The sequence below is a fragment of the Mucilaginibacter sp. genome (assembly GCF_025359345.1).
In the GTDB taxonomy this organism is placed as follows: Bacteria; Bacteroidota; Bacteroidia; order Sphingobacteriales; family Sphingobacteriaceae; genus Mucilaginibacter.
On record NZ_JANYGQ010000005.1, the window covers coordinates 163,953 to 181,527 of the forward strand.

Consider the following 17,575-nt stretch of genomic DNA (forward strand, 5'->3'; position numbering starts at 1 on the left):
TGAGAATAAACCAATTTGCCACAATGAGTACCATAACATTGCCATCGCTCGACGATATTAAGACAGTACCCCAAGACAATATTGATGAATTCCGGAAAAAGGGACACACACTTGTAACGGGTGTACTTTCTGAAGAAGAAATTGCCGTGTACCGCCCAGTTATAGTAGGTGCAGCCGACCGTTATAATACAGAAAAACGTAAACTGGAAGACCGCGATACCTATGGCAAAGCATTTTTGCAGATCATGAACCTGTGGCAAAATGATGAAGATACGCGCAGGTTTGTGTTAGCCAAACGGATGGCGAAAATTGCTGCTGACCTGATGGGGGTGGAAAATGTACGAATTTACCACGACCAAGCCCTTTTTAAAGAACCGGGTGGCGGCCCAACCCCATGGCACCAGGATCAATACTATTGGCCAATAGACACCTTTAATACCATAACCATGTGGATGCCGCTGGTTGATATTGATGTTGATATGGGCATGCTTACTTTTGCGTCGGGCTCATATACCGAAGGATCTATTTTTAACTACGAGATTTCGGATGAATCGGAGAGTGCTTTTGCCGATTATGTGACAGAACACAAGTTCCCGATAAGCCGCGCCAATACCATGAAGGCCGGAGATGCTACCTGGCACCGTGGATTTACCATGCATCATGCCAACGGCAATAATTCAAACAAAATGCGCGAGGTTATGACCATTATTTACGTAGCCGACGGCGCCCGTGTGACACCTCACAAAAACAACTGGCAAAAAAACGATCATGAAAAGTGGCTGATGGGTGTGCCCATTGGCTCAGAGATTGATTCGGAGCTGAACCCGAAGCTACTATAGGGAATAGAGTCAAGAATCAAGAGGTCAAGAATCAAGATAAACGACTGTATTGTTTTAGTCTTAGCTCTTGCTTCTTGGATCTTGGCTCTTGATTCTTAACTTCCTGATTCTTTTTTTAATTATATCTCCCTTTACGCTGCGGGTCTTCCAAAAACCAGGAAAGGAATACTTTTTGTTCTGTGCGTGCCGAATGTATTGGCGCCAGTGCCTTTAAATACCTGTCGTCGTAATAAATAAAGTGTTCAAAGCCAAGGCTGAGGTTCTCAGCTATCCTAAACGTAACCCGGGGCTTTAATATGCTGATGTAGTTATTGCCCGGCGCACCGTAGTAGGTATGCATTAAAAAGTAGTAGTATACCATCGATACGCTTGCATATTTACCAAAGTTAATAGTGCTCTCTACCTTGGCTTCAATTCCATCGTTATAAGTGTAGTCTCTAACCTGAGAAGTGTCGGGACCAAAACGGGTGCTATTGCCGGCTAAAGGCACAAGCGCAAAGTGGGCGTTGGTGTAAAGCATCACATTTTTACTGATAGGGTATTTTGTAAACACGCCGCCGCCAACACCAAGGGCGCCTAACTCAAAGGTTTTATTATCCCAGTAATCATCATACTGGAAAGCGCCATACATTACCGATAGCTTGCCAATGTTGGTATTATTACCAACTAAAATACCATAGCCCGTCAAATTATCCAGAAATTTACGGCCCGAGCCAAAGCTAAATTCGGTACGCAGGCGGAAAAAATCGAAAGGTTTGCGGTAGATGTCTTCGAACGGATTACCGTAATCAAGTTGAACATTCAGCAATATCTCCGTTGGCCCTGTGCCAAATACAGTGCTATTCTGATCGTTTATTTTGTGCACACCCGAAAATATGGTGATGTTAAGCGGTTCCTTTTGATAAACTTCGGTGTTGGTATGCCTGAAGGACTTTCCCTGTAATAACCGGTTTAAGCCTCTCACCGGGTCAACTAACCCGGCGGCAATTTCGCGAAACACCCTGTTACCGCCTCGGGTGCGATCGTCCAAAATATTGGAGCTCAGCCGGTAAAACATTTCGCCTAAAAGTGCGCCGTTTAATGTGGTGTTGATGAGGTCGTTGTATGAGGGGCGCGTTGTCTCACCAAAATATTCCCACATTAAACTGCCACCAATACCATAAGGTATTGATTGGAAATATCCATATCCCTGCGACCTTGCGGCATTAAAATACATCGACCCGGTGTAAGGGTGGCCAATAAAGTTAATACCAAAGCGGTCCGCATCCCATTCCCATCCTTTATTAAAATTATAGTTCCAGGTTGAGGGGCCGACATGCGAGAAATCTTCGCCCAGAGCGCGGTCGAGACCGTTGGTAAACACGTTGATGCCCAAAACTTCAATCGCCGGTTTCCAAAAAGGATACTTGGGGTTAAATTTAATATCATCATTTAATAAATCGCCATATTTGTTACGCACGGTGGTATCAATTAAGGGACTTTTCTTTGGTTGGGTGGCGGCAGAGTCGGAAAGCTGGTTTACTTTGGCAGCTTTAATCTGTTTTAATTGCTCTTTGGGGTCGCCTTTGCCGGGCTTAATGGTGTCAATAGGCGTTACCTGGGCCAACGCACCAGTGCAAAAGGAAAGCAACAGGCCTAAAATAAAAACCGGTGCTTTAGGGGGTAGAATGTAAAGTGTCTTCATAGATATGACAGTATACTGTCATATCTATAACTATTATAATATCAAACTGTTTTACTTGTTAACAAATCGTTAACCGTACGATATTTTCCATACAAGTTAACAAATAATTATTCTAAAATATTCCGCGGCTTGCCCCGCCGTCAACCTGAATGGTAGTACCGCTAATGTAAGCAGCCTGTTCAGAGGCAAGGAAAGTAACCAGCGCTGCCAGTTCTTCGGGTTTACCAATACGGCCAAGCGGAATATTTTTAGCTTTTTCAGCAAGAGCCTGTTCGGGGTCGATGCCTTGCGGAATAGTATGTTTTAGCCGATCTGTTAATATCATACCAGGCGCAACATTGTTTACCGTGATGTTGTACGGGCCAAATTCATCAGCCATTAATTTTGCCATACCCACAACACCCATGCGCATAGCTGTTGAAAGCACCGAACTTGCCAATACCGCCTTTACCGAGCCGCTGATGATATTTATAATGCGTCCACTGCCTGTTTTCTGCATATGTGGCAATACCAGCCTGCTGGTGCGGGCAAAGCTAAGCAGGTTAAGCTCAAAAGCTTTTTGCCATGCATCGTCGTCAAAATTCTCAAATTTATTAAAAGGCGGGCCACCCGCATTATTCAACAAAATATCTATCCGGCCAAATTTGGCGGCAGCCTGTGCAATAAACTCTTCAACAGCTTCTCCATTCGAAACATCAACAGGCATAGCGATAACTTCGCCGCCGGTTATTCCGTGTATTTCAGCGGCCGTTTTAGCCAGCTCATTTTCATCACGCGAGCCAATGATAATCTTCGCTCCTTCGGCAGATAAAGAAGTTGCTATTGCCTTGCCCAAGCCTTTGCTGGCAGCAAGCACAATGGCGACTTTGTTGGTGAGGTTTAAATTCATTTTTGTTGTTGTAAGGTTTGAACGTTGTAAAGTTGAAACGTTATAAATTCAAAACTACTTGCAGGAGGCTCTTTCTTTCGGGCTTTACTGACTTTTCCGACTTTCGGACTTAGCCGTCCTCTTCTCCATACTGAGCAAAAATGCAGGCAGCAGGGTAAGGTTACTGATCATCGATACGAATAAAGTTATCGAAATCAGGATACCGATAGCCTGGGTTCCGCCAAAGGTAGATGCCGCAAATACGCCAAAGCCAAAGAATAAAATAATAGCAATATAAATCATGCTGATGCCGGTTTCGCGGATGGTATCAGATACAATGGCCGATATGCTTTTGTTGGTGCTTCTCAACTCCTGTCTGTAGCGGGTGATAAAATAAATCGTCTGATCAGAAGATATACCCATGGCAATGCTAAAAATCAGGATGCTTGATGGCTTTAAAGGGATACCGAAAAAACCCATTAAACCTGCGGTAATAACCAGCGGTATTAAGTTTGGCAATAACGATATAGCTATCATTTTTATCCCCCTGAACAACACCCACATCACTCCTGCAATTAAAAGAATAGCCAGGGCAAGGCTCTCGTACAGGTTTTTAACCATATAGTTGGCGCCCTTTATAAATATAATGCTCGAACCAGTAAGTTCGACATGGTATTTTTTAGGATTGAATATGGAGTCGATGCCTGGCTGAAGATCCTTTAACACAACATTCATCTTCTTTGAGCCGATATCAACCATTTCGAAAGTTACGCGGGTATATTGACGGGTGCTGTCCAAATAGGTTTTCAGCATGTCATTACTTTTGCCAGAGTTACCGGCGTAGCTTAATATAAACCCCTGCTCGAGGCCGCTGGGTAAGCGGTAATAGTTGGGGTTGCCGCCATAAAACGACTGGGTTAAAAACTTCAAACCCTGTGTTAATGATAACGAACGGCTAAACTCGGGCTTTGATGATATCAACTTTTCCAGCCTTTCAACCTTGCGGATCACAGCATTGTTCAATACCCCATTTTTGCGTTTGGTATCAATACTCACCTCAAGCGGTAAAACACCTTTAAAATTGGCCTCAAAAAAGCGCAGATCTTTTACCGTGTTGTTGCTTTTAGGCAAATCGTCAACCACGTAGCTATTAACGTTTATTAGGGTTATCCCAAAAATACAAACAAGTATCAACACTACAGTTACACCGTAAATTGCTTTGCGGTGGTTATGAACTACATAGTCCAGCTTGTTTAAAAGGCCCTGAATTACCGGGCGATCCTTTATTTTACTTTGGCGCTCTTTAGGGTTTGGCAGGTAGCTGAAAATAATAGGCACCAGTATAATGCTTAATATAAATGTTACCATTACGCTTGCCGACGCCACCATGCCAAATTGCACCAGCAATTCGCTATTGGTAAAGCAAAGCACGCCAAAACCTATAGCAGTGGTAATATTTGCCACAAACGTGGTAACACCGGCCTTTGCAATAGTAGTGTGCAGGGCTTGCATTTTATTACCGGTGTGGTTGTATTCGTAGTAATATTTATTAAGGATAAAGATACTGTTAGGTATACCGATAATTACCACCAGCGAGGGCATTATGCCGGTCAGGATGGTAATTTCATAATGCATAAGCACCAGCGTACCTAAACTACAGGTTACACCCAACAAAACCACTACCACCGGAAAAAACACCGCATAAAACGAGCGGAATATCAGCACAAGGATACTTATCGTAATCAGCAGTGATAGGCCCAGGAACAACACAAATTCGTTCTTTATTAAATCGCCGGCGACAGTACGTATCAACGGCAAGCCTGAATAATGTACCTGTATATTATGCTTTTGTTCAAATTGCTGCCCCGCTTTTAAAATCGCTTTCAAAATAGGGACACGCTTAGGGGTGTTGATTATTTTGCCATCGAAACTTATGGCCATTAAAGTCGACCGGCCGTCCTCGCTCAACACAAGCCCTTTATAAAACGGCAGCGAAAGGAATTTCTGTTTAACGCTATCTGCTCCTTCATCAGTAGTAATTAACGCCGGAGATAAAGGCTTCAGAACATATTTATGCTGAACAGTATCCTTTACCACATCGAACACATTACCCACCGAAATAACGCCGTTAATGCCTTCTATTGCTTTAATATCATTGGCTATTTTGTGCCAGTCGTTATAAACATCTTTATCAAATATCTTTGGCGATTGAAAGCCCATCACCATCGAAGTTGCGTCTTGGCCAAAAAGCTTTTTAAACTGGTTATAGCGGATATAGGCTGAGTCGGTCACCGGCAACACTTTGCCGCCGTTGAAAGTTATGCGTACCTTACTTGCATGGTAGCCCATAAAAAGGCAGCCCAATATAACGACGACCAATACGGCCAATCGATTTTTCAGGATGAAGTCAGCAAGTTTTTTCCAGGTCATTATTCACTGATGATTTTCAGGTGGGCAAAACTACGAGATTATGTGCAGATTTGTAGTTTGAATTTGAAGATGTGAAACTTTGATGATTTGGGGAATCGGAAATTTGAGAATAGATAAGAACGTGACATGAAAAAACTAATACGTAGCTTTGGTTATGCATTTAAAGGAGTGGCTTATGCAACCACAAGCCAGCTAAATTTCCGCATCCATTTGGTGGCGACGGTGTTAGCAACAATTGCAGGCTTCATCCTTCATATCAGTTCGGGCGAATGGCAATGGGTAATGCTTTGCGTCACCATAGTACTGGTTACCGAGATATTTAACACCATGATTGAAACGCTGGTTGACCTGGTTTCGCCAGGTTTTAACGAAAAGGCCGGCCGTGTAAAAGATATGGCCGCCGGGGCAGTAGTAATTGCGGCAACCTTTGCCCTGGTAACCGGGTTAATCATCTTCCTCCCTAAAATATTACTGCTTTTTAACCATGCTGCATAAAACCCGCGGCATAGTGTTTAAAACTACCGACTATGGCGAAAGCAGCGTAGTGGTACAGGTATTTACCGAAAAATTCGGGCTACAGTCGTACATTGTAAATGGGGCTAAAAAGCCAAAAGCAAAAATAGCACGAAATATGCTGCAGCCGCTGCACCTGCTTGATATGGTAGTTTATCATAAAGAAACCGGCAATGTACAGCGTATAAAAGAGGTTAAAAACTCGCCGCAGCTGCAGTCTATACCTTACGATGTGATAAAAAGCAGCCTGGCCATGTTTCTAAACGAGATATTGTATAAGGCGGTTAAACAACAATCGGCAGACGAAAATATGTTTGATTTTGTTTTTAGTGCGATTGAATGGCTGGACCACCAGACCGATGGAATTGCCAACTTTCACTTGCTATTTTTAGTACGCCTTACCCGTTACCTCGGCTTTTACCCGGACCGCTACCTGGCAGGCGAGGCCGACTATTTCGATCTAAAAAACGGGACATTCAGCCGCTTTAAGCCTGACAGCGTTTTATACCTTTCACCACCCCATACGCAAAACTTTACCATGTTGCTGCAAGGCACCTTTGAAAATATTGCCGGTATAAAACTAAACAACGACGAGCGCCGATACCTCATCAATAAATTGCTTGACTATTATGCCCTGCACATTGAGGGATTTGGGAATATAAAATCGCACGAGGTACTGGAAGAGGTGCTGGGATAGGGTTGAATTACGATTTACGAATTACGCTTTTAGATTTGTTCTATTGCTAGTCTTCTAAAAATCGTAATTCGTAAATCTAAATTCGTAAATCTATTAATACTTCACCGTCGAGCCATCCCTTATCTCGTCTGATGCATGCAGCACCACTTGGTCGCCGGGTTTAATGTTGCCATAAACTTCAATTTTGCCATCGGCTTCGAGGCCTTTCTTCACATCCACCCATTCGGCTTTATGGTTGGTTACCCGTACTACAAATACTCTTTCTGTTGAAGTAGCTACCGCTGTTTTTGGCAGGATAATGGTACTGTCTCTTGACGGTAGCGGAACATTTACTTCGGCGAACATGTGGGGTAATAGTTTTTTATTTTTGTTGTACACATCCATTTCCAAACGTTCGGAGCGTAACTTTTCGTCCAGCGCACCAGCCAGGCGTTGTATTTTGGCTGTAAATTTTTGGTTATGGAGTGCCTGTATAGTAAAAGTAACTTCGTTTTTATTGGTTAAGCCGCCAGTATACCTTTCAGGTACCGATACCACCAGGCGTAACCTTGTCTGATCCTGCAAAACAAAAAGCGGGTCGGTGCCTTTGCCGCCCGGGCCTACATAGGCGCCCAAATTTACATTGCGGGCGGTGATGATGCCATCAAACGGCGCCCGTATCTCCAGATATGCAACACTTGCGCCAACCTCTTTATAGGCCGATTTAGCGGCTTCCACATTAGCCAGGTCAGAGTTTTTCTTGGCTTCAGCTTGTTCCAAATCGTTTTGCGATACAGTACCGGGTGTTTTGCTGGTATTCAGCAAACGGTCGTAAGTGGCTTTACTGGCATAATAAATGGCCTCCTGCTGTTTGATACGCGATTGTGCGCCGGCCAGCTGCGAGTTTATTTCGGGGGCCTCCAAGGAAGCCAGCAATTGCCCGGTATGCACTTGCGAGCCTATATCAACCTGCAGCTTTTTAACGTAGCTGTTTACCTTTGCATAAAGATCAACCTGTTGGTAAGGCAACAACTCTCCGGGAACAGCAATGGTTGAGCTTAACATGCCCCTTTCAACCGGGATAAGTTTAACAGTCGGGGTTTCAACAGCGTCTTCCTGCTGCATGGCTTCGGCCTGTTCCGCCTGCTGCTTTTTATCGGGGCCGCATGACGACAGCAAACCTGCGCATATAAAAAGTGCCAATAAGGCAAGTTTTGATTTATTTTGTTGAATGTTCATGATGGTGCAAAGGGACATAAAATTTACTTTCTTTATCTTCAGGATCTAACGAAACAGAATCGGTTGAGGCATTGCCCTGTACCCAGGCAAATACAAGCGGCAGTATCAGTAACGCAGCAAAGGTTGATGCCAGCAGCCCGCCTATTACGGCGCGGCCCAGCGGCGAAGTCTGGTCTCCACCCTCACCCAGGCCCGAAGCCATCGGTATCATACCTACAATCATCGCCAAACTGGTCATTAATATAGGCCGTATACGTAGCGCAGAGGCCTCACGGGCCGATTTGAGCGCGTCGCCATTGTGTTTCCGCAATTCCTCGGCATTAGTTATTAGCAACACAGCGTTTGATATGGATACGCCTACCGACATAATCATCCCCATATACGATTGCAGGTTTAACGTTGCCCCGGTTAATTTTACCAGCAGCAACGAGCCGAACAATACCGCAGGCACCGTTGACAAAACTACCAGCGACATTTTAAACGACTGGAAATTAGCCGCCAGCATCAGGAATATTACGATAATGGCCACCAATAAGCCTGTTTGCAGGCTGTCTAACGTTTCGGTTAATGTTTGTGTAAGACCGCGTAGTTCTATACTTAGTCCGCGCGGTGGTTTGCCTAATTCTTTAATAGCCTTATTTACATCGTTGGTGGCAGTACCTAAATCTTTTTTGTGGATATTGGCAGTTACCGACAATGTTGGCACAGAACCAATGTTGTCGTTTTCACCGTAGGTAGTGTCAACCTTAAAATCGGCAACATCACCCAACACCGGGCGCGACTGGCCGCTCAGAATTGGAATTTCGCGAATATCGTCGATACTGGCCATTTGAAATTCGGGGATCTGTACCTGCACCAAATAGCTTAGACCAGCCTTTTCATCAATCCAGTTGTTCTTTTCGGTAAATCGCGACGATGAGGTTGAGGCCGTTAAGGTTCGCGATATTTCGTTCAAGCTTACACCCAATTCGGCAGCACGTACACGGTCGATGTTTACCGAAATGGAGGGGTATTTATAGGATTGAGCTATTTGTACATCGCGCAGATAATCAATTTCGCCAAGTTTTGTTATTACCTTTTTGGCATATTCAACGTTTTGTTTTTTGTTTTTGCCGGTCAACGCAATCTCGATTGGCGTAGGCGATCCCTGGCTCAAAATCTTATCGGTAAGTTCAATAGGCTCAAACGATATTTTAATTTCCGGCAGCTCCTTTTTCATAGCCTTACGGAAGCGTTCCTTCAAATCGTCAAGGTTTTCTTTATAATCTTCCACAAGGCTAACCTGCATTACCGCCTCCTGCGGGCCAGCCATAAACAAGTAAATGGGGTTTGTTGAGAAAGATGAAGGGTGCGAACCCACCATCGTGGATGTTATCTCGATATTTTGCTTTCCCACCAGGTTTTGTAAAACCTTCAGCGCTTTAATGGTGCTTGCCTCTGTACGTTCCAGCCGGGTACCGTCGGCGCCTCGCAGTCTCACCTGGAAAGTGCCCGAGTTAACTTTAGGCAACACATCGTGCCCAATCAAACTAAATAATAAAAACGCCAGCCCAAACGCAACAACAACATAACCGAGAACAATAATTTTGCGGTTAGGCATCATCCTGTCCATAAAACGCAGGTAGCGTAACCTGAATTTGTCGAAACGGGTGAGTTTGTGACCATTGCCTGCAGTTGCATTTTTTATCGCCAGTTCCTTTTGCTCCCATGGTTCACCCTCGTCTTCCAGCGCAAAGCCATCGGCGTGGCTTTTATCCTCGTGGGTATTTTTCATTACCCAATTGGCCATTATCGGCACAAATGTTTGCGCCAACAGGTATGATACAATCATTGAAAAGCCGATAGCCAGCGACAGCGGCAGGAATAAGGCCCCGGGTATACCGCTCATTGTAAACGCAGGCGCAAAAACGGCCAGGATACAAAACAGGATCAGCAATTTTGGGAAGGCAATCTCCTTACACGCATCCCAAATGGCCAAGGCCTTTGGCTTGCCCATGTCAAAATGCTGGTGAATATTCTCTATGGTAACCGTCGACTCATCCACCAAAATACCGATGGCAAGCGAAAGCCCGCTCAGTGTCATGATATTTATGGTTTGATGGAACAGGTAAAGAAAGAATATACTGGAGATAACACAGGTTGGGATGGTTAGTATCACAATCAGTGCACCCCTTCTGTCGCCCAAAAACAGCAGCACCATTAAACCGGTTAGCACCGCACCAATTGCGCCCTCTTCGGCCAAACTTTTCACAGCGTTTATAACATATACCGATTGGTCGAATACAAAGGTAAGCTTCACATCAGGCGGCAGCAGGGATTGAAAACGCGGAATTGCCTTTTTCAGGTTTTGTACCACGTCCCAGGTTGAGGCGGATGCAGCTTTGGTGATAGGTAGATAAACCGAGCGTTTGCCGTTTATTAATGCATAGCCTGTGGTAATATCAGCGCCGTCTTCAACCGTCGCCACATCGTGCATAAAAACTGTTTGCACGCCATTTTTAAATAGCGGAATATTCCCGAAATCTTCAACTTTTTTAATTGTGGTGTTGGCTGGAGTAAGGTAGTTTAAATCGCCCATACGTACGTTACCAGCTGGGGTATTCTGGTTATTGTCACGCAAAGCCTGTACAATCTGGTCGGGCGTTAAATTGTGTGAGCGCAGTAATTGAGGATCGATTTTTATAACTATGGTACGCTGGTTACCGCCGAACGGGGCCGGCGCAACCAGTCCGGGAACGGTGGTAAACTGCGAGCGCACATAAACTCCCGCAAAATCAAGCAGTTCGTTGTTAGTTCGGGTAGGGCTGCTTAATACCAGTTGACCTACCGGGAGTGTAGACGCATCAAACCTTAAAATAAACGGCGGTTGCGAGCCTTGCGGAAAGCCAGTTTGCGCACGATTGGTATAACTGGTCACCTCGGCGGCGGCCTGAGCCATGTTTGTGCCTTCGTAAAAAGTTACTTTTATAAGGGTAAGTCCTTGTATATTTTTTGTTTCGATGCTTTTCACACCCGACACAAACAGCAACAGGTTAACATACTGCTTACCGAAGTACGACTCCATTTGGTTGGGTGTAAAGCCACCGTAAGGGTGCGATACATAAATTACCGGCAGGTTTAAGTCCGGAAAAATATCGATCTTAATATTGCGAACAGCGTTTATACCAAAGAAAAACAACCCGGCCACTATCACCAGTATAGTTATTGGTTTTTGCAGCGCGCCTTTTATCATTCCCATTATTACTCTTTTATATTAAAAGTTATTTATAAAGATCCCGAAATCGCCGGTTGCGGCGGCTTTGTATAATACAGCCTGCCATACGTTGTTGCGGGCTATGTAGTTATCAACCTCGGCCCGGTTTAAAACGTAAAGCGCCTGTGTAAAGTCGACTATGTTCGACAGCCCGTTTTTATACAGCGTTAATTTCTGGTGATAGGCGTCAGTTGCTGCCCGCACTTCTTCAGGCACCTCATGATAATTTTTCAGGGCATTACTAATACGGGTTTCGGCCAGTACCAATTGTGCACTTAGCTGTTTACTCACCAAATCGTACTCATCTTTATATTGCGCCGATGTATATTGCTGCGATTTGACCTGGTAATGCACCCGGAAAGGGTTGGTTATATTCCAGATCATACCTACACCAACCAAATAGTTTGAGCGTGTAGGCTCCACCCCTGCGCCATAGCTGCCGGTGTAGTCGCTTTGATTGGTTCCATAATCCCACTTAAAACCCGAACCACGTCCCTGGTAAGTTCCGAAAAAGCTAAACGTTGGGTAGCTAAAGGTGTTATAATATTTAGCCAGTTCATTGCTTACATTAACGCGGTTTTGATAAAACTGTAACAGCGGGTGGTTTTCATTAGTCACTTGCGATTGTGGGTCGGCATTGGCGGGGGCTTTGGTAACGAAGGCGCTGTCGAGCACAAAATCCTGTGGTGGTACGCCAAGGTATTGTGCCAGCAGGTTACTTTGCTCCTGCTCGGTTTGCTGCGTATTGGTAAGCGCAATGCGCGCGTTTGATACCTCGGCGTTGGCCTGCGATGAATCAACTCCTGCATTCAATCCATTTTTTACCCGGGCAACAACTACTTTTTGCAGCTCGATAGCCCGGTTAAGGTTATCCTGCTGCGCCTTGCTTAGCTGTTGTGCTGCAAGCAGATTTAAATAGGTGCCGGCCACACGTATTTCGTGTTGAAACTGTTCCTGTACTAAGTCGCTTTCATCACGCGACACTGCTGAACGCTGTACTTTAACTTTCTCTTTCGCTTTTCCGAAAGAAAAGAAATCCCAGCTCACATTGGCTAGGTAAAGTGCGCCAAAAGCTGCGTTCCAGTTTTGATGCTGCAACGCCGGGCCCGATGACGCCACGCTAAAACCACGGAAACCATATAAGGGGCCGTTTTGGCCGTTCACGGTACCGTAATCCCGCTGGGCAGACAAATTTACGTCGGGCAGTTGCTCGGCTTTGGTTTCAGTAAGGAATGCTTTTGATGCATTAAGCTGGTTTGCTTTTGCCTTTATTGTACCATAGTTTGCCAGCGCCAGTTGTTCGGCATCTTTAATGGTTAGTACTTTTTGGGCTTGCGCTTCCGAAAAAATGAAAACACTCAAAAAACCAAGGGTGAAATATTTTGACAAGGTGTTTAACATCTGTGTAAAATTGACACGACAAAAGTATAACTCGAATCTATATGAAAAAAATGAATTAATTTTGTGACAATCATTAATATTATTAATAATGAATATAGCTCTTCACCATTTTCGATTGATAGATACTATTTCAAAAGACGGAACCTTAACCAAAGCGGCAAACACTTTACATTTAACACAGTCCGCGTTAAGCCACCAGTTAAAGGAATTAGAAAAAGAGCTTGAAGTTGAGATATTTAGCCGCCAGGGTAAAAGGCTGCACTTAACCGACCAGGGGCACCGTTTTTTGCGTACATCTGAAAAAATTCTGGCCGAAATTAAGTCGCTGGAAGAAGACATTAATAATTATAAAAACGGAAAAACCGGCAACCTGAGCATCAGCATGCAATGTTATACGGCCTACCATTGGCTGCCCGGCATTATAAAGTATTACAAGAAACAATGGCCGGACATCAACATCCAGATATTAAGTGATGCCACCCGCCGGCCGCTTGAATACCTGATGAACGGCGACCTCGATATCGGTATTATCCGTACCCAGATGGTGAATACCAAAATACGTTATGAACCTATTTTTGAGGACAGGTTGGTGGCCGTTATTTGTGGCGACCACCATTTAGCGAAAAAGGAGGTCATCGAGATTGCAGATTTTCATGGTGAGGAACTAATATTGCCGCTATACGATCCGTCGTACCAGGACACACCGATAATAGAATCGCTGATACAGAGCCAGCATGTAAAGCCTAAAACGCTGCACCGCATCCATTATACCGATGCAACCATCGAAATGGTTAATGCAGGCCTTGGCATCACCGTTATGGCCGATTGGATTGTTGAACCATACCTTGCGGGCCGCAATATAGTTGTGAAGCCTTTGCACCACAGCGTGGCCCGCCGCGCCTGGTTTGCGGCTACCTGCAAGCAAACACCGGCCATTCAGAATTTTCTGGAATGCCTTAAGCTGTATTTCTCAGGCGCTGATATGGACGTGGAAGAAACCGAAAAGAAGCAAATAGTAAACGAGCATGCCATTAAAAAACATGCCGGAGTTTTGATTGACGCGATGACGGTTAATAGGATACAGGATATCAGGAATTATCAGTATTAGGGATTGGAGATCAGAGGTTAGTTGCAAAAATATCAAGGTCGTCATTGCGAGGAACGATCCGCCAGCTGGCGGACTATATAGGACATTCAAAGTACACAATGTTTGTGGGAACCTAAATGCAGTTGATAGGTCTCCACAATATTATTGCTCCGCTGATTTGCATGTGCAGAGGTTGCTTCGTTCCTCGCAATGACGATGTAGGATATTTAAGAATTGAATTGATGAAAAAACTTGCGATAATATTTCTTCTTTATTCCACTTCCCTCTTCGCCCAATCCCCCGCAAAACCATTCCCCCTACATCAAAAATATTTCCGTGGCACAATCAAGCCAAACCATATCACCCAAAGCCAATTGGATAATACGGTAAAAACATTTTACACTCAATGGAAAGCCCGCTTCATCAAACACACACCGGGTAAAGCTGAAGATTTTGTCTGGTTCGAGAATAAAGACAAAAAGCAATGTGTTTCCGAAGGGCAAGGTTACGGGATGATTATCGTGGCGTTGATGGCTGGTTACGATGCCGGTGCTAAGATCACTTACGATAATTTGTTTTACTATGTTAAAGCACATCCAACCGGTAAAAGCAAACATTTAATGGCCTGGGCGCAATATAGTAGTGGCAAAAGTACGGATAACACGTCTGCAAGCGACGGCGATATTGATATTGCCTATTCACTTTTATTGGCAAATAAACAATGGGGCAGCAAAGGCAAAATAAATTATCTGGCCGAGGCAAAAGCTATGATTAACGCAATTATGCAGTACGAAATCAATCATCAAACCTGGTCGGTTTTGTTGAGCGATGGTATAGAAGCAGAGAGCAAGGATTATTTTGCAACCCGCTCGTCTGATTTTATGCCTGCGCACTTTAAGGCTTTTAAAGATGCAACCGGTGATGCGCGCTGGGACAAAGTTGTGAATGCTGGTTATAAACTTTTTACAGCGTTGGAGGATAGATACAGCCCGGATGCCGGGTTGATACCCGATTTCATCGTCAACCTAAATAAAAAACCAAAACCCGCCCTGCCAAACTTTTTAGAATCACCCTATGATGGCCTTTACAACTACAACGCCTGCCGCGACCCATGGCGCATAGGTACCGACTACCTCCTAACCGGCGACAAACGCGCCAAACACATCGCCGATAAAATAAACCGATGGATCAGGAGTACAACTAATAATGACACCTACAATCTGTCCGCCGGTTATACGTTAGCAGGTAACGATATCAAACACCGGTATTTTGAGGCACTAAGCTTCGTGGCGCCATTTGCTGTTTCGGCTATGGTGGATAGTAAAAACCAGCTTTGGCTAAACAAGGTATGGGATTATTTGGTAGCTTTTAAACTTAAGGATTACGATTATTACGACAACAGCATAAAGCTGATGGATATGATAATTGTATCTGGGAATTATTAGGCGGCCTCAAGCTAATTATTCATAGCCCTACTGATAGGTTTTTGAGAAAATAAAAGTAACCAAATTGGTTACTTTGTGTATATTTGTTTAAACGATATTATGAGATGAACATTTACAATCGTAGTTCATTGGTTTCATTTTACGAAAAACACACTGATTGCAAAGAGACATTGGAAAACTGGTACCATGATGTTAAAACAAAATCATGGAGGAAACCCGGGGACATTACTAAAGATTTCAATACGTCAAGGACAATAAAAAATGACCGGGTGATATTTGGAATCAATTATAATGATTACCGATTGATTGCTGAAGTAAATTATCAAAAGGGATGGATTTTTATCAAATTTATTGGAACACACGCAGAATACGACAAAATAGACCCAACTACTATTGATTTATTTAAACTTAAAAAGAAGAATTAGGAGTAATTAACGGATTATGCAACTCAAAATAGTTAAAACAAAAAAAGACTACGAGAAGTCGTTAGAAAGATTTGAAGAAATCTTTCAGGCTAAAAATGGGTCTGCGGAAAGCGATGAGGCAGATGTACTTGCACTCTTAATTAAAGAGTATGAAGATAGACACTTTGTTATAGATGTACCGAACCCAATTGAAGCCATTAAATACAGGATGGAACAGCAAGGTTTGACAAATAAAGACCTTGCCCAAATATTAGGTTTCAAAAGCCGCGTAAGCGACATATTTAAAAAGAATAGAAAATTAAACCTGGGGATGGTGAGGAAACTTTATCATGAATTAAACATTCCGTTAGAAACTTTGGTGAGAGAATATTAAATAGGTTTAATGCTCCATCGTTCCATCCGCAACATATAACCCACTTTTCAGAGCAGCCTCAACGGTTCCCATCGCCGGGCCTTCGTACAAATATTCTCCGGCAAAAAAAATGGTGTTTTCAACGGGTTCATTCAATACTTTCCTGGCATCCGGGGTTCCAACTGTATCGTAGGCATAGCTACCGCGGGTAAATGGGTCAGCAGTCCAGTTGGCGATATTGAAGGCTACGAGTTTATCATTCAGTTCATTAATATCCCGTTTAAAAATATTGGCGATAGATTTGAGGGAAAGTTGCAATATTTCTTCGTCCGACGCATCTTTCTTTGCGGCAGCAGGCAAACCACCCAGCCAACCGGTTAAAACGGGGCTAAGTTGGGGCGCTTGTGTCCACCAGGTCGGTATTGCCTCGTTTGATAACACAAAACCCATATCCTTTAAGCTGACCCCAACCAGGTCTTCAGTTGCCTTATCCTCCCAAAAAGGTGTATCAAACTCAAGCAATACTTTTATTATTGAACCAAAGCCCATAGCGTTTATAGCATCTTGCTGCTTTTTGATTTCGGGGACAAATGTTATCGCACCTTGTTCATTTTTATCAGCTTGTAAAACACCCAAAGGCAACGCGATCAATATTTGTGATGCTTCATATTCGGTCTCATCGCTGGTTATTACTTTAACTTTTCCCGGCTGCCAGTGAATTTCTTTTACTATCGAGTTCAGGCATATTTCGGCGCCATGCGTTTTGCACTCGTCCTCCAGGTATTTTATCATTACACCATAACCGCCTTTAACCCGGTGCTGGGCCTCAAAATCTTCATTTTCCCACTCTTCCCGCAAAGCGAACGAACTGGCTTTTGCCGGGTCGGCGGTATCATAGCCAGATACAAAACCCGTTACCGCTGTTCTCAATTCTTCATTTGCATCGCCCGGAAATTCTTTTTCCAGGAAATCTTTTATGCTGATATCACTCTTTAGCCCGCCCAGTTTTTCAACTACTTTATCCCAGCCCCTAAATTCACCTTCCTGGCTGAATTTGCCGTTACTGTAATGCCACATTTCAGCATTTGCTGAATGATACGGGATATCAGCCTCATTTAATAGGTCGAGCGTAACAGGCAAATCGCCGTGCACAAACTCTGCGCCCAGCTCAGTATTTTTAAAAAACAGTTCGTGGTTAAGGGTATGGATGCGGCCACCACAACGGCTGCGGGCCTCAAGTACAGTTACTTTTTTGCCGGCTTTTGCTAAAATGCGGGCAGCCATTAAGCCTGTTGCACCTGCGCCAACGATGAGGATATGAGTGTTTTGCATTGTTATTATTAAGTGTGGTAAAGGATATTTT

14 protein-coding genes are annotated in these 17,575 nt (G+C 44.0%); 7 read left to right on the forward strand and 7 right to left on the reverse strand.

What is annotated here, in order from left to right; translation table 11 throughout:
- Positions 1-23 precede the first annotated feature (23 nt).
- Positions 24-839, forward strand: a complete 816-nt coding sequence (locus tag Q0R52_RS02580; protein ID WP_295791817.1) for a phytanoyl-CoA dioxygenase family protein — start codon at positions 24-26, stop codon at positions 837-839.
- 115 nt (positions 840-954) lie between these two features.
- Here Q0R52_RS02580 and Q0R52_RS02585 read toward each other — a convergent pair whose 3' ends face one another.
- The 3 genes from Q0R52_RS02585 to Q0R52_RS02595 form a co-directional block, all read right to left on the reverse strand.
- Complete coding sequence (locus Q0R52_RS02585; protein ID WP_295791818.1) at positions 955-2,523, reverse strand: DUF3943 domain-containing protein; 1,569 nt, start codon at positions 2,521-2,523, stop codon at positions 955-957.
- Positions 2,524-2,635: 112 nt separating this feature from the next.
- A complete protein-coding gene (locus Q0R52_RS02590) occupies positions 2,636-3,412 on the reverse strand; it encodes an SDR family oxidoreductase (RefSeq protein ID WP_295791819.1) in 777 nt (258 codons plus the stop codon).
- An 84-nt stretch (positions 3,413-3,496) separates the two neighbouring features.
- Positions 3,497-5,821, reverse strand: coding sequence for an MMPL family transporter (locus Q0R52_RS02595; protein ID WP_295791820.1), 2,325 nt, complete (start codon positions 5,819-5,821; stop codon positions 3,497-3,499).
- Between the two features lie 126 nt (positions 5,822-5,947).
- Between Q0R52_RS02595 and Q0R52_RS02600 the strand changes: the two genes are divergently transcribed.
- Together Q0R52_RS02600 and recO are read left to right on the forward strand one after the other, a co-directional pair.
- Positions 5,948-6,316 carry a diacylglycerol kinase family protein gene (locus Q0R52_RS02600; protein WP_295791822.1) on the forward strand — a complete coding sequence of 123 codons (369 nt, stop codon included), beginning with the start codon at positions 5,948-5,950 and terminating at the stop codon, positions 6,314-6,316.
- Complete coding sequence (gene recO, locus Q0R52_RS02605; RefSeq protein ID WP_295791824.1) at positions 6,306-7,031, forward strand: DNA repair protein RecO; 726 nt, start codon at positions 6,306-6,308, stop codon at positions 7,029-7,031. Before Q0R52_RS02600 ends, recO begins: the two co-directional genes overlap by 11 nt.
- A 93-nt stretch (positions 7,032-7,124) precedes the next feature.
- Here the strand turns inward: recO and Q0R52_RS02610 are convergent, their stop codons facing one another.
- The 3 genes from Q0R52_RS02610 to Q0R52_RS02620 are packed head-to-tail and all read right to left on the reverse strand — an operon-like array spanning position 7,125 to position 12,903.
- Entirely contained in the window at positions 7,125-8,213 is a 1,089-nt protein-coding gene (locus tag Q0R52_RS02610; RefSeq protein WP_295791826.1) for an efflux RND transporter periplasmic adaptor subunit, read from the reverse strand.
- Positions 8,214-8,229: 16 nt separating this feature from the next.
- Complete coding sequence (locus tag Q0R52_RS02615; RefSeq protein WP_295791828.1) at positions 8,230-11,487, reverse strand: efflux RND transporter permease subunit; 3,258 nt, start codon at positions 11,485-11,487, stop codon at positions 8,230-8,232.
- Between the two features lie 15 nt (positions 11,488-11,502).
- Complete coding sequence (locus tag Q0R52_RS02620) at positions 11,503-12,903, reverse strand: TolC family protein (RefSeq protein WP_295791830.1); 1,401 nt, start codon at positions 12,901-12,903, stop codon at positions 11,503-11,505.
- A gap of 88 nt (positions 12,904-12,991) precedes the next feature.
- On the opposite strand from Q0R52_RS02620, the gene Q0R52_RS02625 reads away from it, so the two are divergent.
- From Q0R52_RS02625 to Q0R52_RS02640, 4 genes are all read left to right on the forward strand, one after another.
- Positions 12,992-14,011 (forward strand): LysR family transcriptional regulator, encoded by a 1,020-nt coding sequence (locus Q0R52_RS02625; protein ID WP_295791832.1) that lies wholly within the window; start codon positions 12,992-12,994, stop codon positions 14,009-14,011.
- 221 nt (positions 14,012-14,232) lie between these two features.
- The gene (locus tag Q0R52_RS02630; protein WP_295791835.1) at positions 14,233-15,435 is read left to right on the forward strand and encodes a glycosyl hydrolase family 8; all 1,203 of its coding nucleotides are present in this window, start codon (positions 14,233-14,235) and stop codon (positions 15,433-15,435) included.
- 104 nt (positions 15,436-15,539) lie between these two features.
- The gene (locus Q0R52_RS02635) at positions 15,540-15,860 is read left to right on the forward strand and encodes a type II toxin-antitoxin system HigB family toxin (RefSeq protein ID WP_252793118.1); all 321 of its coding nucleotides are present in this window, start codon (positions 15,540-15,542) and stop codon (positions 15,858-15,860) included.
- 16 nt (positions 15,861-15,876) lie between these two features.
- Complete coding sequence (locus Q0R52_RS02640) at positions 15,877-16,233, forward strand: helix-turn-helix domain-containing protein (RefSeq protein ID WP_295791840.1); 357 nt, start codon at positions 15,877-15,879, stop codon at positions 16,231-16,233.
- A 6-nt stretch (positions 16,234-16,239) separates the two neighbouring features.
- On the opposite strand, the gene Q0R52_RS02645 is transcribed toward Q0R52_RS02640, so the two are convergent.
- Positions 16,240-17,544 (reverse strand): NAD(P)/FAD-dependent oxidoreductase, encoded by a 1,305-nt coding sequence (locus Q0R52_RS02645; RefSeq protein WP_295791842.1) that lies wholly within the window; start codon positions 17,542-17,544, stop codon positions 16,240-16,242.
- Positions 17,545-17,575 lie beyond the last annotated feature (31 nt).